This window comes from Pseudarthrobacter sp. 01T43 (genome assembly GCF_056398665.1).
Genome location: NZ_JBFTPV010000014.1, coordinates 1 through 19,094, shown reverse-complemented (window position 1 = coordinate 19,094; position 19,094 = coordinate 1). Strand labels below are relative to the sequence as shown.

Genomic DNA, 19,094 nt, shown 5'->3' with positions numbered 1-19,094 from the left:
ACGGATCTCCTTCTTTCACGCTTGCAGCTCGAATGGGTCGATATGCCGAGTATTCACCTGAGGCACCCCGCCGCGATAGGAGGGTTGCCGACCGGCCAGTCAGGGCTTGGCGCCGGTTCTCATTACTCCCCAAAAACGTAACACCCGCCCCGCCCCGCCGCACGGCCGCCGTCGTCATGTTCCGTAACCAACCCGTGCTTCCGCGGGCAGCAACCGGACAGGACAATCGGACCATGGTGGTAGACCGGGGGACGCGGCTGACCGGGACGTGGCGGCGCCTCGTCACCGTGGTGCTGTGTGCTGCGTTCATGATGGTGGCCCTCACGAGTTGCCGGAACCTCGCCGCACCGCCGCCGTGCATGCCGCCCGCGTTCACGGTGACGCCGTCGGAAGCAAAACCCGGCGCCGAAGTCACTGTCAGCGCCTCCGACACCGTCTGCACTGCCCGCTACGGTCAGAATGCGCAGGTATATGTGGAACTGCTGGATGCGTACGGCACCTCCGTGCTGGAAGAACTTGCCCCCATGAACGACGACGGCGGTTTCACTTTGGTGTTCACCGTCCCGGCGGGCATGTCCCCGGGGAAAGCCGCCGTCACCGCGTACCCGTACAACGTGGACTGGTGCGATGACACCGGAGTCAACAACCGGGCGGATGCGGGACCGCGGACCCTGACGCAGGTTTCCTGCGCCCAGCGCCTGGTGCCGCTGGTGATCCTGGCCGGCTGACCCGGACGGCCGCGCAGGTGGGTGGCCGGGATGGGGCTGCCAGGACCGATAGAGTTTTCGCGGGGGCACGGCCGCCATCACTGAGAAGCCGTCCTGGGGGAGGGTCCACACCAGCATGCCAGTAGCCACCGGAGTACGTCGCGTCCTGCCAGGGGTCAGAGGCGGGCTCCTCAGCCCGCTTCCGGCAGCCCTCCTTGCGGCCCTGCTTCTCCTGTTTGCGGTCCTGCCTGCGGGTGCCGGCCATGCGGCCGAGCCTGAGCCCCAGCAGGGCAAGCCCCTGCTGGGGGCGGTCCTGGAGTGGGACGAGGACTCGGCCCAGGGTTTTGCCGAACGGCTCGGGGCTGCACCGGCGCTGTTGGGCCACGAAATCTCGCTGCCCGTCCGGCCCGGTGAGGAACGGGACATCCGCGAGTACCTGGGCCAGGCCGCCGGCCAAGGTTCCCACACCATGCTCACCGTGCGGCCCACCGTGGCACTGGACCAGGTGGACTCGGCGGCGGCCAAAGCCTTCGCGGCCAAGGTGGGGGAACTGGCTGCTTCCTTCAAAGGCACCATCCTGATCCGCTTCGCCCCGGACATGAACTCCAGCTGGGTGGACTGGGGACAGCAGCCGGACGCCTACAAGGCAGCGTTCCGGAACGTTGCCGCAGAGTTTAAAACCACGGACGACGCCGGCACCGTGATGGTGTGGCAGCCCTACCTTGGGCGGGACTACCCGTTCGGGCGGCAGCGGAACTCTCCGGCCGCAGGGACGGCGGGCTTCGCACTGCTGGACACCAACGGCGATGGGCGCTGGGACAGGTCAGATGCCGCCTACGCGCCGTACTATCCAGGCGATGATGTTGTGGAATGGGTGGGGCTGACGGCCTATCACGACGACACCGGCGGCAACTCCGCCGTCAATACCGTCCCGGCTGATGGCGAGTTGCCCGCGATGCTGACCCAGTCAGGCAACGAGGATTTCTACGCCGCCTACGCCGCCGGGCGAAACAAACCGATGCTCCTCCAGACGGCCGCTTACTACAGCACCGCCGCGGGGGGCGCCGCGGAAACTGAGATCAAGTCGCCCTGGTGGGACCAAACCCTGGCCGCCGCCACGTCCGCGGAGTTCTCGCGGATCGCCGCCGTCGTCTGGGACGAACGGACCAGCACCCGGGATACCGGGGTCGTCAGCATTGACTGGCGGCTGACCGGCAATGACACCATTGCCCGGGCTGCCGGTAAGAGACTGGCTGAAGCCGGCCTCACCACCGGGCCGGTGACGGCCGTCAGCGGGGGCCAGCAGGCCACGCACGCCAACTCCCTGTCCGGGGCGGCGGCCTGGAGCGTAGCCGCGGCCATGATCATTCTGCTGGTTGCACTGTGGCAACTGCCGCGGCGCGTCGGGGCGGTGGCCGGCTGGGGCTATGGCCTGCCTTCCAAACGGGATTCCCGCGTGGACCTCCTGCGCGGGCTGGCCATTGTTTTTGTGGTGGTCAACCACCTGGGCATGTCATCGCTGTTTCAGCTGCTTACCCAGGAAGCCGTGGGGTTCGTATCCGGCGCGGAACTGTTCGTGCTGTTTTCCGGACTGGTGGTGGGAATGGTCTACGGCCCCAGGGTCAAGGACGATTTCGGCAAGGTGGTGGATCTGACGTCCCGCAGGGCGGGCAAGCTGTACGGGACAGCCCTGGCCGTCCTGGTGGGAGTCTTCCTGCTCTCGCTGCTGCCGTTCTTCCAGACCGATGCGCTGACCACATACGTGGACCAGGGTACCGGGGGTGCCGGGCATAACGCCGTCGGCCGTACCTACGACCTGTACGCCGGGATGGAAACCCTCCTGCAGTTCCCGGTCCCCGCCCAGGTCCTGCCCGCCATCATCCTCCTGCAGTTCGGGCCCTGGCAGTTCAACGTGATGGGCCTCTACGTGGTGCTGCTGCTCGCCAGCCCGCTGATCCTCGCGGCGCTTAACCGTGGCAAGGCGCTGTGGGTGCTGGCCGCGACGCTGGGTCTCTACGCGGTGGGCGCGGCCACCCGGTTCAGGCTGCTGCCGTCCCAGTTCGAGGACTCCTTCCCGCTGCTGGTGTGGCAGGTGCTCTTTGTCCTCGGCCTGGTGGCAGGCTTCCACCGGCACCGGATCCTTGCCTGGCTGTCGGCGCATCACTGGGTGGTGGCCGCATGCACGGTGCTGACGGCCGTTTTTGCGTTACTGTCCTGGTGCAACCCCTATCTGGCCAACGGGTACGACGTTCGCCTGGCCGTCATCCCGGACGCGGCCTACCGGGTCATGTACGACACCTTTTTTGCCCGCACCTACCTGGATCCCGGGCGCCTGCTCAACGTCCTGGTCCTGGTGGTGGCCGCCTACGCGTTCCTGACCGCCTACTGGAAGCCGGTGGAACGCGCCGTGGGTTGGTTCCTGATCCCGCTGGGGCAGGCCACGCTGTACGTCTTCATCCTGCACGTGGTGCTCATCGCCGTGATCGCCAACATCCCGGTCCTGCGGCAGGGAGACATCATGATCAACACTGCCGCCTACGCGGCGGTTCTGGGCCTGTTGTGGCTGATGGTGAAAAAGCGGGTCCTGTTCGGGATCATCCCCACCTGACCTTACCTGACCTGACCTGACGTGACCTGACCTGACCTGACCTGACCTGACGTGACCTGACCTGACCCGATCCGCTCACGGGTCCGCGTCAGGCCTTGAGGATCAGGGCCTCGCCCTGGCCGCCGCCGCCGCACAGCGCCACCACGCCGGTGCCCCCGCCACGGCGTTTTAGCGCCAGCGCCTGGTGCAGCACCAGGCGCGCCCCGGAGGCGCCCACCGGATGCCCCAAGGCGATGGCGCCGCCGTCGGCGTTGATCTCTGCGGCGTCGATTTCCAGGTCCTTGGCGGACTGCAGCACCACCGAGGCGAAGGCTTCGTTGACCTCGATGAGGTCCAGCTCCCCCACGGTCAGCCCCTCCAGTTTCAGGGCACGCTCAATGGCGCGTGACGGCTGGGAGTGCAGGGAACCGTCAGGTCCGGCGGTCTGGCCGTGGCTGCCGATCTCCGCGATCCAACTGAGTCCGGCCGCCTCCGCGGCGGCCTTGCTGGCCACCACCAGGGCGGCCGCGCCATCGGAGAGCGGCGAGGAGGACCCCGCGGTGATGGTGGCTGAGTCCGCCGTGGAGAAGGCGGGCTTCAGCGCGGCAAGGGCCTCCGGCGTCGTACCTGCCCGGATCCCCTCGTCAGCATCAATCACGACGGCGGGGCCACGGCGTTGCGGCACCTCCACCGGAGCGATCTCTTCTGCCAGGATGCCGGCCGCCCGGGCGGCTTCCGCCCGCTGGTGGGAGCGGGCGGCGACAGCGTCCTGGTCCTGCCGGCTGATGCCCAGGCGTGCGTTCCCGGCGTCAGTGGCGGAACCCATCAGCTCACCGGAGCGTGGATCCTGCAGGCCGTCGAAATTCAACGAATCCAGCAGCGCCGCGTCGCCGATTGCAACGCCGGCGCGGAGCCTGGGCAGCAGGTGCGGGGCGTTCGTCATCGATTCCTGGCCCGCGGCCACGATGAAGTCGGCCTCACCGGCGCGGATCATCCGGGCGGCGTCGATCACGGCGGTCAGTCCGGACAGGCACAGTTTGTTGATGGTCACGGTGGGCACGTCCCAGCCGATTCCGGCAGCGAGGCTGGCCTGCCGCGCGGGTCCCTGGCCGGCGCCGGCCTGGATGACCTGGCCCACGATCACGGCCTGGATCTGTTCCGGGGCCACTCCGGTCCGGGCCAGGGCGTTGCGGATGGCGTGGGCGCCGAGTTCGCTGGAGGACAGGCCGGAAAGGCCGCCGCGGAACCTGCCGAACGGCGTGCGTGCACCGCCCAGGATGACGGGGATGCGGGCATCATTGCTCATAGTTTGGGCCTCATGGCTGGTCGAAGTCGATCCGCCGGACGCGGCAATTCGGAGTAAGCGGTAATTCGACGGACTCGGTTATTCGAAGGACGCGCGGCGGCGGTCAGTGGGCCTGGTGTTCCAAACGTCCGGTTTGTTGACCCGGAACCGGCGCCCGGTGAGCGCCCGTGGGGTCAACCGGATGTAGTAGTCCTTCGGTCCGGGCTGCCAGGGCTCCAGTTGAAGGGCGTCCACGGCGTCCTTTTCAGCCTGGTCTTCGATCAACTCCGTGTCTCCGCGCGCCACCACGCTCCAGGCTTCCTCGGTGCCGGGATCGTACCCATCGATTTCAAGCGCCGCGGGCCGTTCCGATTCCGCGCCCCACAGCTTAGTGCCGCCGGCGGTGCGGAAGACGATGCTCCTGCGCTGCAGGATGTAGTTGACCGGGAAGATTTCCGGATGGCCGTCCACAACAAGGGCCAGACGCCCCACGATGTCGGCGGCGAGCATTTCCCAGCATTCGTCAAAGGTCAGTTTGATGATCGGATCCGTGTGCGAGTTCATGGACCAAACCTTACGGATGATCCTGCCGTTTCAACAGGTCTTGGACGAGGGCATCGAGGATCGGCAGCTGGCCCTTGACGAGCTTGGTGCGCGCATCGGCCTCGGTGACCCACCGGGCATCGTCGATTTCAGGGAAGTCCTGGATGGTCCCGGAACCCTTGGGCCATTCCAGGGGAAACGTGTTGCTGACAATTTGCCCCGGCTGGAAGTCAGCGGAGGCGGTGAACACGCTGATGCGCTTCCCGGACGGCTGGCGGAATTCGCCGAGCAGGACGTAATCAGCAGCAGGCGGCGGGGTGCCGATCTCCTCGGTGAACTCGCGCCGCGCGGCCGCCAGGGGGTCCTCGTCAGCCTGGTACTCGCCCTTGGGAAGCGACCAGGAGTGGGACTTTTTGCCGGCCCAGAACGGCCCGCCCATGTGCCCAATCCAGAGTTCCAGCCCTCCTGCCACGCCGTGCCGGTAGAGCAGGATGCCCGCGCTGCGCACCGTCACGTGGCCTACTGGATTCCTGCGTACAGTGCGTTGAGTTCGGTGGTCAGTTGCTTCTGCAGGGCCGGCGTGCCGATTTCCTTGCCGTCGATGTGGTTCACTGGCGCCAGCAGCCGGATGCTGGAAATCAGCCACACGGCGTCAGCGTCCAGGAGGTCCTGCGGCTCCAACGGACCGTATCCCAGTTCCCAACCGGCCGCTTTCGCGGCGCTGAAAAGCGCATTCTGGGACGTTCCGGGAAGGATTCCGGTATCCAACTGGGGCGTGATGAGCCGGCGGACGGTGCGAATGCCGCCGGCGCCGTCGTCGGATGTTTCCACGTGTGCCAGCAGGACTGTGGACGTGGGGCCCTCCAGGACCCGCCCGTCGGCGGAAAGGAAAATGACGTCGTCGGCGCCCTGTTTGTGCGCGTGCCGCAGGGCAGCCATGTTCACCGCGTAGGACAGCGTCTTGGCACCAAGCAGCAGCCAGGGCGCGCGGTCTGCAACGTCGCTGTCGTAGCCTCGGTCCAGGAGGATGACGTCGATGCCGGCCTCGCGCTGGCGGCGGCCGAGCGCACCCACGGGGGACACCTGTACCCAGCACGTGGGAGAGTCCGCGCCTTCCGGCCCGCGGGTGGCCACCAGTTTCACCACCAGCTCATCCTCGGCTGCGGCAGGTGCCGGGTGCTGGGAGCGGTGTTCGGCTACGCCGGTGGCGATGGCCGCACGCCATTGCTCCTGCGCCGGAATGACCAGGTCGAGGGTTTCGGCCGACCCGCCCAGCCGGTCCAGGTGGGCCTGCAGCTTCCGGACGTTCCCGCCGACGGCGAGCATGGATTCGAACACCCCGTCTCCGCGTGTGGCACCCTGGTCCGTAGCCATCAGCTGGGGCTGTGAGGCGTCGGCCAGGCGGCCCTCCGGGTAGGCGGGGTCAAGGAAAACGAGCACCACGGGCGCAGGAGAGGTCATGGCTCCAGCTTAGTCGGGCCTGGCGCGGCTAAGCTTTGGTCATTGCCCGGCCGGAATCCGTCCGCCGGTGCGCACACCCCGGGGGTATTTCCAGTGTTGTGGCCGATTTCGCTTGCCGGTACCGCGCCGACGTGGCTTGTTGTGCTGTTGAGCATTGCCGATCTGGTGATCAGGGTCCTGGCCGTGGGCATTATTCCCGGCAACAGGCGCCCCACCACTGCCATGGCCTGGTTGTTGGGGATCTTCTTCATCCCGTTCCTCGGCCTGGCTCTCTTCCTGCTTTTCGGGAACTTCAGGCTCTCCAGCCGGCGCCGGAAGCAGCAGGAGATCGTCAACACCAGGGTGCGGTCCGGCATCTCGGCGCTGGCCGACGTCGAAAGCGACTATCCGGGCCCGGACTGGGTCAAGTCCGCCGGGGAATTGAACCGTCGGCTGGGGTCCCTGCCGATGGTGGACGGCAACTCAGTGGACCTCATCCCCGGCTATCCGGACTCTATCCTGGCCATGACCGAGGCGGTACGCGGGGCGAAGAGATTCGTCAACGCCGAGTTCTACATCATGAGCACGGACCATGTCACCGACGACCTGCTGACGGCGATGGAAGAGGCAGCGGAGCGCGGCGTGGAAGTACGCGTCCTGTTCGACCACATCGGTACGCTCAGGGTCAAGGGGTACAAAAACCTCCTCAACCGCCTCAAAGCCGGCAAAATTCAGTGGCGTCGCATGCTGCCGCTGCTGCCTACCCAGGGCCAGTGGCGCCGTCCGGACCTCAGAAACCACCGCAAGATCATGGTGGTGGACGGTGAAATCGCCTTCACCGGTTCGCAGAACCTGATTGAGCCTTCCTACAACAACCCGAAGCACCGCAAAGCGGGCCGCGAATGGGTGGAACTCATGGCACGCCTGCGCGGGCCGATCGTCACCACACTGAACGTGGTTTTTGCCACCGACTGGCTCAGCGAGACCGACGAAAATCTCGAACACCAGCTGCAGCTCCCGGCCAACCCGGAACCGGGCAACGTCACTGCCCAGGTAGTGCCCAGCGGACCCGGGTTCATCACCGAAAACAACCTGCGCCTCTTCACCACCCTGATCTACTCGGCCCAGCATCGAATTTCCATTTGCAGCCCGTACTTCGTCCCCGACGACTCGCTGCTCTACGCCATCACCACCGCGGCCCAGCGGGGCGTCGATGTGGAGCTGTTCGTTTCGGAAAAGGGCGATCAGTTCCTGGTCCACCATGCCCAGCGCTCCTACTATGAGGCGCTGCTGGAGGCCGGAGTCAGGATCTACCTCTACAAGGCACCCTTCGTGCTTCACGCCAAGCACTTCACCATCGACGACGAAGTGGCAGTCCTCGGGTCCAGCAACATGGACATGCGGTCCTTCTCGTTGAACATGGAAGTCTCGGTGATGCTGCTCGGCGCGGGCATCGTGGAGAGCATGCGCGCGGTGGAAAACACGTACCGGGACATTTCGAGCGAGCTCAAGCTCGAGGACTGGCTCCAGCGTCCACTCGCTGCCCGCTATATCGATAACGTGGCGCGGCTGACGGCCACCGTCCAGTAGTTCCGGGAGCCGGCCGGCCTACCCGCCAGGGAACTCCGCGCCGAGAGCGGAAAGTACGCCGTGCGCTTTCACCCGGATCTCGTCGTACTCTTCGTCCGGCACCGAGTCGGCAGTGATGGCACCGCCGATGCCGAGGGTCAGTTCCGCCGTCGCTGCTTCGTCGCTGCCGTCCCCGGCCGTACCAGTTCCAGAGTCTGTCACCAGGGTGCGGATTGCCACGGCCAGGTCCGTTGCACCGTTCAGCGAAAAGTAGCCGATCGCGCCCGAATACAGGCCGCGCGGGCCGTCCTCCAGCTTGTCCAGGATGGCCATGGTGCTAATTTTCGGGGCGCCGGTCATGGAGCCGGCCGGGAAACAGGCAGCCACCGCCTCAGCCCGCGATGAACCCGGCACCAACTGGCCGTCGATGGTGCTCACCATCTGGTGCACCGTGGCGTAGCTTTCAATCTCGCACAGCCGGCTGACCGTCACGGATCCGGGCTCTGCGAAATGGCTGAGGTCGTTCCGCAGCAGGTCCACGATCATGATGTTCTCAGCACGGTCCTTGAGCGACGCCGCCAGCTCGTCGCGCAGTTCCCGGTCCTGCTCCGGATCGGCACCCCGGCGGCGGGTGCCCTTGATGGGTTCGGCGCGCATGCCGCCGTCGGAGGTAATGCGCAGGAAGCGTTCCGGCGAGGTGCTTGCCACGGTCAGTCCGCCAAACCGCAGGTAGCTGGCGAACGGTGCCGGGTTCCTCCGCCGCAGGGCCAAGTAGGTGGGCCAGGGGGCCGCCGCGGTGGCCGGCAGCCGGGCCGTGAGCGTGGTGGTGAGGCAGACCTCGTACGAGTTCCCCTCATGGATTTCGTGCTGGGCGGCCGCGATTTTCTGCTTGTAGGACATCTCGGTGTCGCGGCTGCTGAACGCCGGACTGCCGGGAAGTACGACGCCGTTGCTGCCGCCGGCTGGGGTGGCTGGGGCCTGGGTAGCTGCAGCAGCGGTTGCGGTGACAGTGGTTTCGCTGACGGCGGTGCGGGCGGTGTCCAGCCAGCTGTCTGCGTCAGGTGCCTCCAACGCCAGGAGCCAGACCGTTCCCTCGGCATGGTCCACCACGACGGCCCGGCCCGCGAAAATCAGCGCCGCATCGGGGGTTGGCGACGTGAGGTCCGAGCCGCCGGTTTCGCGCTTGAGCTCATAGCCGAGGCAGCCCAGCCAGCCGAGGGTGAAGTCGCCGGGATAGTCGTCGGGGGTGCGGACGGCCCGGCGTCCCCAGACGGTGTCCAGCCAGCGGAAGAACGGGCCAGGTACGCGTACTGTTGCCGACCCGGCAGTGACCACACTTTCGCCGGAGCGGTGCGTGACGGACTGGCCATAGGTTCCGGCGTCGTCCGCGAGGATGCTGAAGCGGTTGCGTGCGGTGGCGGGTGACTGCTGCGGTGCGGGACCCGCCGCCGGTACCGCAGTCGCGTTGGAGGAGTCCAGCCAGGCGGCGTGCGCGGAGTTGCCATACAGGGACGCGAAGAGGGCTGCTGTGTCCGGCCGGCCGGCCAGGCGCTCCGCCCGCAGCTTGAGGCCGCGGCGGCCGGCACGTTCCGGAACCATTACCGGTCCAAGCGCAGGGAGGTAGGAGAGGGCTTGCAGGACGTCCGATGGGGCCGACCCGTCTGCATGGTTGAGCACGCGTATGTCGGCGTGCCCGGGGACGTCGTCCTTGGCGAGCCATTCATTTTCCTGCGCCGCCCACTGTTCCCAGAACGGCTCATAGGTGCCGCCGTCACGTTCAAGCGCCCGCTCCCGGCGGACATTGTCCGGTGAATCCGCCCACAGGACCGCGCTCAGCAGCGGCCTGGCTTCGGCGGCGGCGGCGCCCACTCCCTCGATGATCACGATCTCCGCGGGGAGGGTGACGCGGGTGTCGCCGTCGTAGTGGTTTACCCAGTCCCAGCTGGTCCAGGTGGCCGGTTCGCCGCCGCTCAGCGGTGTCAGGACGGTGGAAACGTAGCGTTCGATCCCCGCCGCGAGGCCGTTCCAGCCCGGGTAAATGTCCTCGAGATGGAACAAGGAAACTTTGTGGTGGTTCCGCAGCCGTGCAGCCAGTTCGATGGCCAGAGTGGTCTTGCCTGCGCCGGACCGCCCGTCAATGGCGATGATCACAGGTGCGGGGGTCATGAAATAGAGCGTACCTGCTGCTGCCTCAGCCGCTGCTGCGGGGTTCCCCGGCGGAGCGCGGCGCGGACGTTCCCGGCTCGTCGGAAGTCATGGAACTTTACAAATTTGTGAAATTCGGCGTATAGCCAGACAAGTCTGTTGGGTGTGGCCTGTCCTAGTGGATCACTGCAAGTAAGACCCCAACTGCGACAAAAAGGACCCCAAAAATCCGGCTCAGGATCTTTTGCCCGTGGGCGTTGTGGGTGAAGCGCTGGAAGGACTTGGCGGCCAACGCGAAGAAGAACCACATGACCAGGATGTCTATCGTCACTACCGTGGCCGTGAGCACGGTGTATTGCGGCACGAGGGGTTGTTCGGGGCGGATGAACTGCGGCATGAAGGCGAGGAAGAAGACGATCGCCTTGGGGTTGAGCAGGTTGACCCACAGCCCGCGCCGGAACATGGACCAGACTGGCTCGTTTCGGAGCGCGGCCGCCTGTTCCTGATCCAGGTCCGGTTTGCTCAGGAACTGGCGGATACCCAGGTATACGAGGTAGGCGGCGCCGGCGTAGCGGATCACGTTGAAGGCCACCGGTGAGCTGGCCACCAGGACGCCGACGCCAAGCGCCACGATGATCACGTGGATCACCAAGGCTGCCTGCTGGCCAAGGATCCCCCAGATGGAGCGGCGGAACCCCGATGTCAGGGAGTTGCTCATCGTGTTGATGGCACCTGCTCCCGGAGTGAAGCTGATCAGGAGGCCGGCGCCCGCAAGCGCGAGCCAAAGGGAGAATTGCACCAGTCAAGTTTAGTGGGAGTTCACCATAGTGTTGCCACGGGCCCAAAGGCCCGGAGATCCTCATCGTCAGTCACCAGCGTCAACCCCTCGACCATGGCCTGGGCCGCGAGGATCCGGTCGAAGGGGTCCTTGTGCGCCCAGTCCAGTTGACCGGCTGCCAGTGCATGCGGGGCCGAGACGGGGAGCTCAGATGCGTAAAGGTGGGCCACCTGCCGGGCGAAGCTGGTCACGATCGCAGCGCCGGAAGGCAGCTTGCCCTGGCGGTGTTTGTACGACAGCTCATAGGCTGTGACGGGGGAGACATAAACCTGGTTTTCCAGTTTGGAGATGGCGCTCCTAGCTTTGCTGGAGAGGCGTTTCGGTTCTGAAATCGACCACAGGAAAACGTGGGTGTCCAGCAGCAACTGCGTCATTCAACAGCACCCATTTCCTCATCCGTCCACGGTTCGTAGAACGAGTTGGGGACATGGAGCGGGCCCAGGAATCCAAGTTCGCGTTTATGCGGGCGCTCGATCTTCACGAGCCGGGCAACGGGCCGTCCGGCCTTGGCGATGACCACATCCTCGCCTCGCTCAACAAGGTTCAGCAGTTCGGAAAGCCGTGTTTTTGCCTCTTGGACGTTGTATTGTCCCATGTTGACCAAGTCTAGTTGGTCAACCTCGGCTGTGTAAGGCTCAGCCCAGTATTCGTGCTCCCCGCAGTAGCTCATGGCTCGACGATATGACCCGGGTCTTGCAGAATGAAGCCCCGGCCTCAGCAATGTGGAAAACCAGGCTGTATGTGGCTTCAGGCCCTCGCAATGACCTCGCCGTTCGGGATCAGGAACCAGCCGTCGTCTGTGGACCCCCAGCGGTGCCAGCCCGCGGAGATACGCGCCAGATCCGCGGCGTTGGCGAAGCCGTACTCCAGGGCTTGGTCGGCGAACGCAGAATGCAGCACCCGCTCGCCCCACACCCGCGCCTGCCACCTCCGCTGCTGGCCGGTGGCGTACAGCCAGTTGCTGCTGGTGGGTGCGACGTCGGTGAAGCCTGCGGACTGGGCCCAGGAGACCAAGCGGCGGCCGGCGTCGGGCTCGGCGCCGTTGCGGCGGGCGATCTGCTGGTAGAGGTCCATCCACTCGTCAAGTTCCGGCAGGGACGGGTACCAGCTCATGCCGTGGAAGTCTGCGTCCCTTACGGCCACGATCCCGCCGGGCTTCGCCACGCGGCGCATCTCCCGGAGTGCCTCCACCGGATCGGTCAGGTGCTGCAGCACCTGGTGGGCGTGGACGACGTCGAACGTCTCGTCCTCGAAGTCGAGGTCGTAGATGTTGCCGGCCACGAACTCCGCGTTGGTTACGCCGCGCTCAGCGGCGAGCGCCGCGGCCTGGGCGATGATGTCCGGCGACCGGTCCAGGCCGGTAACTTTCCCTGGTGACACCAGTGCGGCGAAATCGCAGGTGATGCTCCCGGGCCCGCAGCCGACGTCGAGCACTGATGTCCCCGGGGTGAGATGGGGGATGACAAACGCCGCGGAATTTTCCGCGGTCCTCGAAGCGTGGGCGCGGACCACCGACTCATGGTGGCCGTGCGTGTACACATCGTCGTCTCCAGGCTGCTGCGCACTCATAACCAAACGCTACCGCCGCGATAGCGCGAATGGGAGGAGCCGCCGTCGTGCGTTCCACCCAACTGGATAGCAGTACATGTCGTTTTGACCGCCCAAAACGACACCTACTGCTACTTACTTGGGGGTGCCCCCGGTGGCCGAAGTGCCAGGGGAGGCCGGGCCGCCGTCGGACGACTCCTGGCGGGCGGCGACGGTTGCCTCCACCATGGCGGTCATAAACCGGGTGACGAGATCCAGTTCCTCGGGGGAGAAAGACGCCATGGCCGCACCCATATGGCGGGACAATGGCATGAACATGGCGCCGCCGTCCTGGAAGGCCTTGGGCGTCATGCGGAGCTGGACCTGCCGGCGGTCAGACGCATGCCGTTCGCGGACCACGTGGCCGGAGTTGTCCAGCCGGTCGATGAGGGCAGTGGTGGCCGGGGAACTGAGGTGCAGTTCCTTCCGGAGGACGCCGGGCGTGACGACGAGGCCCTTCGCGGTGTGGCGCATGATGACCGCGAGCGCATTCAGGTCGGTGCGGTGCATGTCATTTTGCGCCCCGGCGGAGTCCACGTACCGGTTGGCTTCAAGCGTGAAGTCCTGCAGCAGGCGGATCAGGGACTGGGGGGCGGAGTCAGGCGGGCGCTGGAACGGTTCCCCTGTCATCTTTTCCCTCCTCTGCCCGCGGCTGCGGTGTTGATGCTGCCCGGTGTTTATCCGGCACAGTGTTGATTTTGCTGTGTGGATCCCGGGCGCCGGTCTCTGTGGCGCCTTGACGGATATTACTGCAGGCACGCCGTCCGCGGGCCTTCCATCATAAGTTGCATGACAGCCGCTTATGTCTATCATGGAGATACTCTATGATGGAATCAATTGTACCCCTCCATTCCCCAGCCCTGAAGGAATCATGAAAACCAGTCCCCAACACAGCGCGCGGGTTCCGTTCTGGCTGCGCTGGCTCATTCCAGTGCTCCTGGTGCTTACCTGGCTGGCCGTTGCAGGCGTCGGCGGCCCCACCTTCGGGCGCCTCAGCGAGGTTTCCTCGAACGACCAGGCCTCCTTCCTTCCCGCAAGCGCCGAAGCCACGGCCGCGCAGGACTGGCAGGCGAAATTCCGGGATTCCAACGAAGTGCCCGCCGTCATCCTGATCGAAAACGGCTCCCCGTTCACCCCGGCACAGCTGGGTAAGGCAGCAGGCCTGAAAACCGACCTTGAAGCGCTCAAGCTCGGCAGCGCTGTGATCGGCCCTATCCCGTCCGAGGACGGCAAGGCCGTCCAGTTCATCGCCCCCATCGCTTCATCCGGTGAGCTGAAGGAAGCCGTTAAGGAGCTGCGGACCACTGTTGCTGAGGCGGCTCCCCAGGGAATGCAGACGTTCGTCACGGGACCTGCCGGCCTGGCGGCCGACCTCACCAGCGCGTTCGCCGGGATTGATGGCATCCTGCTGCTGGTGGCGCTGGGGGCCGTCTTTGTGATCCTCCTGATCGTTTACCGCTCCCTGCTCCTGCCCATCGCGGTGCTGCTCACATCGGTTTTCGCACTGTGCGCCGCCATCCTGCTCGTGTTCGGAATGGCCAAGCTCGGCTGGATCCAGTTGAACGGCCAAAGCCAGGGCATCCTGTCCATCCTGGTGATCGGTGCGGCCACGGACTACGCGCTGCTGTACGTGGCCCGGTTCCGCGAAGCCCTTACCCACACCCGCAACCGGACCGCCGCCGTGCTGGCAGCCTGGAAAACTTCGGTGGAGCCGATCGTTGCCTCTGGCGCCACCGTCATCATCGCCCTGCTCTGCCTGCTCTTTTCCGACCTGAACTCCAACAAGGGCCTGGGCCCGGTGGCGGCTGCAGGCATCCTCTGCTCGCTGTTCGCTGCGCTGACCCTGCTGCCAGCCCTGATGGCACTCCTGGGCCGCGCTGCCTTCTGGCCGTTCCGCCCCAAGCTGGTCCCGGAGGATCAGCGGGAACCGGAGCTTGTCACAGGGCTCGAAGGGCAGAAGGGCATCTGGCGTGCCACGGGTTCGCTGGTATCCCGCCGTCCGCGCACCGTGTGGATCGCTTCGGTCCTCCTGCTGCTGGTGGCATCGACAGGCATCCTGCAGCTGAAGGCCAACGGTGTGCCGCAGACGGACGTCATCCTCACAGCGTCCAACGCCGTTGACGGCCAGGACGCGCTGGCGCGCCATTTCGACGCCGGCAGCGGCAGCCCCGCCGTCGTGGTTGCAGATCAAGGTAAGGCTGATCAGGTACTCGCGAAGGTCAAAGCGGCCGACGGCGTGGGGGACGCCTACCTTCTGGCTGCGGGAAGTGTCCCGATCACCGGAGCCCCCGGGGCTCCCAGCGTGCCGGACGTCCACGACGGGAAGGTACTGATCAACGCCACGCTCAACTACGCCGCGGATTCCATTGAAGCGGAGGACGTGGTCAAGGCGCTGCGGGAGAACGTGAAGGCGGTGGACGCCGGTGCCCTGGTGGGTGGCGTGACCGCCACGGCCCTGGATACCAACACCACGGCGCAGCGCGACCTGGTGATCATTATCCCGGTGGTGCTGGTGGTCATCCTTTTTATCCTGATGCTCCTGCTCCGCTCCGTGGTGGCGCCGGTCCTGCTGGTGCTCTCCGTGGTGTTGTCCTACGGCGCCGCCATGGGCGTCTCGGCTCTGGTGTTCAACAACCTGCTGGGCTTCCCCGGTGCGGACGCCACGGTGCCGTTGTTCGGGTTCGTCTTCCTGGTGGCACTCGGCGTGGACTACAACATCTTCCTGATGAGCCGGGTGCGCGAGGAGTCGTTGAAGCACGGGACCAGGCCGGGCATCCTGCGCGGGCTGGGTGTGACCGGTGGCGTGATCACCTCCGCCGGCGTGGTGCTGGCTGCCACCTTTGCGGCCCTGAGCATCATCCCCATCATGTTCCTGGTCCAGCTGGCGTTCATTGTGGCCTTCGGGGTGCTGCTGGATACCGTGCTGGTGCGCTCGCTGCTGGTCCCGGCCCTGACGTACGACATCGGCCCGCGCATCTGGTGGCCGAGCAAGCTGGGGCGGCCGGAGCTCGACGCGGCGGTTCAGCGGGACCCCGGCACCCGCGATCCGGAACTGGAGGCGGAGGGCGCGGGCCGCCGGTAGCGGGGTGCGGGCCTCAGCCCTGCGTCCGCCACCAGGCCACCGTGGCCGCGGCTGCCTCTTCGAGGGGCGTTGGTTCCAGGCCCAGGGCGGCCTGGCTCGCCGCGGAGTCCATCACAAACGGCCTGTTGAACTGATACAGCATTTCGGCAACCTCGCGCAGATCGGGTGAGAAGACGCCCATGGCCCGGAGCGCCCAACCGGGTAGGGCGCCAATTTTCGGCGCAGCCACCCCGCCGGCTTCGGTAAACGCCGTGGCCAGCTGACGCTGCGTTACCGCCGGACCGGTGGGTGCATGCCAGACCTTGTTCCACAGCGAGGGCGTCTGTACGGACCGGATCATTGCCGCCGCGAAGTCCGGGACGTAGGTAAACGAGTGCGGCTGGTCCGCGCTGCCCACGACCCAGAGTTTCTTTCCGGCCAGGACGGGTGCAAGCATGCGCTCGCCGCCGTGGGAGTTCCGGACGCGCGGGCCGAAGAAGTCGCCGGCCACCACGCTGACGGTGTCGGTGGGCGAAGCATCGCGGGCCCGCAGCAGTTCGGTGCGGACCCCGCGCTTGCCGCCCTGAGCGGTTCGCGGACCTGCCTCGGTCATCGGGCGCTCCGGCTGGCTGTAGGAGTACAGGCTTTCTGGGAAGGCGACGACGGCGCCCGCCTCACCTGCCGCTGCCAGCACCGTCTGCTCAGCCCGGGGAAGCTCCGCCCGCCACGCCTCCGCCGTATAAGAGGACCCGTGGATGCAATGGAATACGGCGGCGGCGCCCGCGAATGCCGCACGCACCTGGGCGGCGTCCTGGACGTCGGCGGTCAGCCGTTCCACCAGCGGATGCACCGGGCCTGAGCCCGAACGCGTCAGGACTTTGACGTGCTTGCCCTGCCCGGCCAGCTGTTCCGCAACCGCCCAGCCAACGGGGCCTGCTCCGGTGACAACGTGTAGATCGTTCATAATTTCCCCTTCAGGGCTGGTATTCCCGAGTGCTCACGGTTAGTGGAGAGCACTGCTCTCACCCAAGCGTGCATCCACTTCCGGCGAGAAGTCAAGAGCGGTGCTCTCAATTGTTGACACTGCTCTGCTTTGTGCGAAGCTGGACCCATGAGCGACGCTGCCGCACACGCGGAAACCACCCTCCGGACGCCCAGGGAGCGCGCCCGCGCCCAGACGATTGCGGACATTGTCCGGCTTGGCCGGGACCACTTGGCAACTCACGGTGCGGCGGCATTGTCACTCCGCGCCGTGGCGAGGGATCTTGGGGTTGTTTCGTCTGCCGTCTACCGATATGTGGCCAGCCGCGATGAGCTTCTGACGCTCCTGCTGGTGGACGCCTACAGCGAGCTCGGCGACGCGGTGGATGCGGCCGTGGGCGCGAGGCCCGAGGGTGACTTCGCGGGCCGGTTTACCGCCTTGGGGCTCGCTGTCCGGGAGTGGGCGCTGCGTGAGCCGGCGCGCTACGGGCTCCTGTTCGGCAGCCCGGTGCCCGGCTATCAGGCGCCCGCCGGCCAGACCACAACCCCCGGCACCAGGGTGATTTACCGTTTGGTGGGGATCCTCGACGCGGCCTTCCGCGCAGGCGAGTTGAAGGCATCGCCCGCAGGCGCCGCCGTCGTACCTCCCGCCCTGGCTGCCGATTTCGAAGCGATCCGTGCAGAGCTGGGGATCGTGGTACCTGACGGCCTGATAGCAAGCGGTGTGCTGGCGTGGACGTCGCTGTTTGGCGCGGTGAGCTTCGAGGTCTTCGGCCAGTACGGGCCTGACGCGTTCAGCGCCCGCGACGAACTCTTTGAGCACCATCTGGCGGTCCTCGCGCGCGTGGCGGGCCTTCGGGAGGGTTGATTGCAGACCCCTGTTTCGCCCCGCCTTGTCTGAGTAGACTCCAACTGCGCCCAGGTGGACGCCGAACCTCAAAGGAGAGATTAGCCATGACTGAGAACATCGCGCGTGACGACGAGCCCCGCAAGGCCAGCAGCGCGCCTGGACTGGAGGGTGAGGGCGGCCAGTACGTGGAAGGCGATTACGGTGATGCCGGCGTGGTGGGCGGCGTTGAGGAGCAGCGCGAGGAGGGCGACTATCCGGAGGGCAACTATGGCGATGCCGGCACCGTGGGAACCGCCCGGGGCGTGGAAACGGCCCGCGAGGTTGAGGAGGACGAGGACAGGAACTCCTAGGGTCCCGGCCCGGATTCCTGCGCCCAAGGCGGCCCGTTCACGCACAGCGAACGGACTGCCCGCGCGTGGGCTGCCCTCCCTGCGGGCCCGCAAATACGGGGGAGTTGTCGAATCGTGCTGCACAAAGAATCCAAAGTTGAGCGTACTGCGCTCAACTTTGGATTGACATCTCTTCTGCCCTGAGTAAAGTTGAGTGCAGAACGCTCAATGAGGGGCGCCAGCAAGTTTCCAAGGAAAGAAGGAAGCAACACATGTCACGTGCAGTAGGTATCGACCTCGGAACCACCAACTCCGTCGTCTCCGTTCTCGAAGGTGGCGAGCCCACCGTTATTGCCAACGCCGAGGGTGGCCGCACCACGCCGTCCGTGGTTGCGTTCTCCAAGACCGGCGAAGTCCTGGTGGGTGAGATCGCCAAGCGCCAGGCAGTCAACAACATTGACCGCACCATCGCCTCCGTCAAGCGCCACATGGGCACCGACTGGTCCGTTGGCATCGATGACAAGAAGTACACCGCGCAGGAAATCTCCGCCCGCGTGCTGATGAAGCTGAAGAACGACGCCGAGTCCTACCTCGGTGAAAAGGTCACCGATGCTGTGATCACCGTTCCGGCTTACTTCAACGACGCCGAGCGCCAGGCCACCAAGGAAGCCGGCGAAATCGCGGGCCTCAACGTCCTGCGCATTGTCAACGAGCCCACCGCGGCAGCACTGGCCTACGGCCTGGACAAGGGCAAGGAAGACGAACTCATCCTGGTCTTCGACCTCGGCGGCGGCACGTTCGACGTCTCCCTCCTCGAAGTTGGCAAGGATGAAGACAACTTCTCCACCATCCAGGTCCGCTCCACCGCCGGTGACAACCGCCTCGGCGGCGACGACTGGGACCAGCGCGTTGTGGACTACCTGCTGAACCAGCTCAAGGTCAAGGGCATCGACCTGTCCAAGGACAAGATCGCCCTGCAGCGCCTCCGCGAAGCCTCCGAGCAGGCCAAGAAGGAACTCTCCTCCTCCACCAGCACCAACGTTTCGCTCCAGTACCTCTCCGTCACCCCCGACGGCCCGGTCCACCTGGACGAACAGCTGACCCGCGCCAAGTTCCAGGACCTCACCAAGGACCTGCTCGAGCGCACCAAGAAGCCGTTCCACGACGTCATC

The 19,094-nt window shown here is 66.0% G+C and carries 18 protein-coding genes and 1 riboswitch; of the genes, 7 read left to right on the top strand and 11 right to left on the bottom strand.

Going from position 1 to position 19,094, the window contains the following annotated elements; all coding sequences use genetic code 11:
• Window positions 1–12 precede the first annotated feature (12 nt).
• Window positions 13–127: riboswitch (SAM riboswitch) on the bottom strand.
• A 106-nt stretch (window positions 128–233) separates the two neighbouring features.
• Entirely contained in the window at window positions 234–728 is a 495-nt protein-coding gene (locus tag AC1DIM_RS13385; RefSeq protein WP_477710986.1) for a hypothetical protein, read from the top strand.
• 115 nt (window positions 729–843) lie between these two features.
• Window positions 844–3,315, top strand: a complete 2,472-nt coding sequence (gene opgC / locus AC1DIM_RS13380) for an OpgC domain-containing protein (RefSeq protein ID WP_477710985.1) — start codon at window positions 844–846, stop codon at window positions 3,313–3,315.
• A gap of 88 nt (window positions 3,316–3,403) precedes the next feature.
• Here opgC and AC1DIM_RS13375 read toward each other — a convergent pair whose 3' ends face one another.
• From AC1DIM_RS13375 to AC1DIM_RS13360, 4 genes are all read right to left on the bottom strand, one after another.
• Window positions 3,404–4,600, bottom strand: a complete 1,197-nt coding sequence (locus tag AC1DIM_RS13375; protein WP_477710984.1) for an acetyl-CoA C-acyltransferase — start codon at window positions 4,598–4,600, stop codon at window positions 3,404–3,406.
• A gap of 78 nt (window positions 4,601–4,678) precedes the next feature.
• Window positions 4,679–5,143 carry a pyridoxamine 5'-phosphate oxidase family protein gene (locus tag AC1DIM_RS13370; RefSeq protein WP_477710983.1) on the bottom strand — a complete coding sequence of 155 codons (465 nt, stop codon included), beginning with the start codon at window positions 5,141–5,143 and terminating at the stop codon, window positions 4,679–4,681.
• 10 nt (window positions 5,144–5,153) lie between these two features.
• Window positions 5,154–5,636, bottom strand: a complete 483-nt coding sequence (locus AC1DIM_RS13365; RefSeq protein ID WP_477710982.1) for an NUDIX hydrolase — start codon at window positions 5,634–5,636, stop codon at window positions 5,154–5,156.
• Window positions 5,637–5,641: 5 nt separating this feature from the next.
• Window positions 5,642–6,583, bottom strand: coding sequence for an aminodeoxychorismate lyase (locus AC1DIM_RS13360; RefSeq protein WP_477710981.1), 942 nt, complete (start codon window positions 6,581–6,583; stop codon window positions 5,642–5,644).
• A 93-nt stretch (window positions 6,584–6,676) separates the two neighbouring features.
• Here AC1DIM_RS13360 and cls point away from each other — a divergent pair, with 93 nt between their 5' ends.
• Window positions 6,677–8,152 (top strand): cardiolipin synthase, encoded by a 1,476-nt coding sequence (gene cls / locus AC1DIM_RS13355; RefSeq protein WP_477710980.1) that lies wholly within the window; start codon window positions 6,677–6,679, stop codon window positions 8,150–8,152.
• A gap of 18 nt (window positions 8,153–8,170) precedes the next feature.
• Here the strand turns inward: cls and AC1DIM_RS13350 are convergent, their stop codons facing one another.
• The 6 genes from AC1DIM_RS13350 to AC1DIM_RS13325 all read right to left on the bottom strand — a co-directional run bounded on the left by AC1DIM_RS13350 (window position 8,171) and on the right by AC1DIM_RS13325 (window position 13,331).
• Window positions 8,171–10,297 (bottom strand): chorismate-binding protein, encoded by a 2,127-nt coding sequence (locus AC1DIM_RS13350; protein WP_477710979.1) that lies wholly within the window; start codon window positions 10,295–10,297, stop codon window positions 8,171–8,173.
• Between the two features lie 154 nt (window positions 10,298–10,451).
• The gene (locus tag AC1DIM_RS13345; RefSeq protein ID WP_477710978.1) at window positions 10,452–11,075 is read right to left on the bottom strand and encodes a LysE family transporter; all 624 of its coding nucleotides are present in this window, start codon (window positions 11,073–11,075) and stop codon (window positions 10,452–10,454) included.
• 20 nt (window positions 11,076–11,095) lie between these two features.
• Entirely contained in the window at window positions 11,096–11,488 is a 393-nt protein-coding gene (locus AC1DIM_RS13340; protein ID WP_477710977.1) for a type II toxin-antitoxin system VapC family toxin, read from the bottom strand.
• Entirely contained in the window at window positions 11,485–11,784 is a 300-nt protein-coding gene (locus AC1DIM_RS13335) for a type II toxin-antitoxin system Phd/YefM family antitoxin (RefSeq protein ID WP_477710976.1), read from the bottom strand. Before AC1DIM_RS13335 ends, AC1DIM_RS13340 begins: the two co-directional genes overlap by 4 nt.
• A gap of 77 nt (window positions 11,785–11,861) precedes the next feature.
• A complete protein-coding gene (locus tag AC1DIM_RS13330; RefSeq protein ID WP_477710975.1) occupies window positions 11,862–12,683 on the bottom strand; it encodes a methyltransferase domain-containing protein in 822 nt (273 codons plus the stop codon).
• Between the two features lie 114 nt (window positions 12,684–12,797).
• Window positions 12,798–13,331, bottom strand: coding sequence for a MarR family winged helix-turn-helix transcriptional regulator (locus AC1DIM_RS13325; protein ID WP_477710974.1), 534 nt, complete (start codon window positions 13,329–13,331; stop codon window positions 12,798–12,800).
• A 241-nt stretch (window positions 13,332–13,572) separates the two neighbouring features.
• Between AC1DIM_RS13325 and AC1DIM_RS13320 the strand changes: the two genes are divergently transcribed.
• Window positions 13,573–15,783, top strand: coding sequence for an MMPL family transporter (locus AC1DIM_RS13320; protein WP_477710973.1), 2,211 nt, complete (start codon window positions 13,573–13,575; stop codon window positions 15,781–15,783).
• 13 nt (window positions 15,784–15,796) lie between these two features.
• Here AC1DIM_RS13320 and AC1DIM_RS13315 read toward each other — a convergent pair whose 3' ends face one another.
• The gene (locus AC1DIM_RS13315) at window positions 15,797–16,726 is read right to left on the bottom strand and encodes an NAD-dependent epimerase/dehydratase family protein (protein ID WP_477710972.1); all 930 of its coding nucleotides are present in this window, start codon (window positions 16,724–16,726) and stop codon (window positions 15,797–15,799) included.
• Window positions 16,727–16,873: 147 nt separating this feature from the next.
• Here AC1DIM_RS13315 and AC1DIM_RS13310 point away from each other — a divergent pair, with 147 nt between their 5' ends.
• The 3 genes from AC1DIM_RS13310 to AC1DIM_RS13300 all read left to right on the top strand — a co-directional run.
• Window positions 16,874–17,611 carry a TetR/AcrR family transcriptional regulator gene (locus AC1DIM_RS13310; RefSeq protein WP_477710971.1) on the top strand — a complete coding sequence of 246 codons (738 nt, stop codon included), beginning with the start codon at window positions 16,874–16,876 and terminating at the stop codon, window positions 17,609–17,611.
• 86 nt (window positions 17,612–17,697) lie between these two features.
• Window positions 17,698–17,943 carry a hypothetical protein gene (locus tag AC1DIM_RS13305; RefSeq protein ID WP_477710970.1) on the top strand — a complete coding sequence of 82 codons (246 nt, stop codon included), beginning with the start codon at window positions 17,698–17,700 and terminating at the stop codon, window positions 17,941–17,943.
• Between the two features lie 251 nt (window positions 17,944–18,194).
• On the top strand, window positions 18,195–19,094 hold a 900-nt coding region (locus AC1DIM_RS13300; protein ID WP_477710969.1), incomplete at its 3' end, for an Hsp70 family protein.

Excerpts from the sequence above, each read along its gene's own strand:
- AC1DIM_RS13385 (WP_477710986.1), top strand. The coding sequence starts at position 234 with ATGGTGGTAGACCGGGGGACGCGGCTGACCGGGACGTGGCGGCGCCTC.
- opgC (WP_477710985.1), top strand. The coding sequence starts at position 844 with ATGCCAGTAGCCACCGGAGTACGTCGCGTCCTGCCAGGGGTCAGAGGC.
- AC1DIM_RS13375 (WP_477710984.1), bottom strand. The coding sequence starts at position 4,600 with ATGAGCAATGATGCCCGCATCCCCGTCATCCTGGGCGGTGCACGCACG.
- AC1DIM_RS13370 (WP_477710983.1), bottom strand. The coding sequence starts at position 5,143 with ATGAACTCGCACACGGATCCGATCATCAAACTGACCTTTGACGAATGC.
- AC1DIM_RS13360 (WP_477710981.1), bottom strand. The coding sequence starts at position 6,583 with ATGACCTCTCCTGCGCCCGTGGTGCTCGTTTTCCTTGACCCCGCCTAC.
- AC1DIM_RS13350 (WP_477710979.1), bottom strand. The coding sequence starts at position 10,297 with ATGACCCCCGCACCTGTGATCATCGCCATTGACGGGCGGTCCGGCGCA.
- AC1DIM_RS13340 (WP_477710977.1), bottom strand. The coding sequence starts at position 11,488 with ATGACGCAGTTGCTGCTGGACACCCACGTTTTCCTGTGGTCGATTTCA.
- AC1DIM_RS13335 (WP_477710976.1), bottom strand. The coding sequence starts at position 11,784 with ATGAGCTACTGCGGGGAGCACGAATACTGGGCTGAGCCTTACACAGCC.
- AC1DIM_RS13330 (WP_477710975.1), bottom strand. The coding sequence starts at position 12,683 with ATGAGTGCGCAGCAGCCTGGAGACGACGATGTGTACACGCACGGCCAC.
- AC1DIM_RS13325 (WP_477710974.1), bottom strand. The coding sequence starts at position 13,331 with ATGACAGGGGAACCGTTCCAGCGCCCGCCTGACTCCGCCCCCCAGTCC.
- AC1DIM_RS13320 (WP_477710973.1), top strand. The coding sequence starts at position 13,573 with ATGAAAACCAGTCCCCAACACAGCGCGCGGGTTCCGTTCTGGCTGCGC.
- AC1DIM_RS13315 (WP_477710972.1), bottom strand. The coding sequence starts at position 16,726 with ATGAACGATCTACACGTTGTCACCGGAGCAGGCCCCGTTGGCTGGGCG.
- AC1DIM_RS13310 (WP_477710971.1), top strand. The coding sequence starts at position 16,874 with ATGAGCGACGCTGCCGCACACGCGGAAACCACCCTCCGGACGCCCAGG.
- AC1DIM_RS13305 (WP_477710970.1), top strand. The coding sequence starts at position 17,698 with ATGACTGAGAACATCGCGCGTGACGACGAGCCCCGCAAGGCCAGCAGC.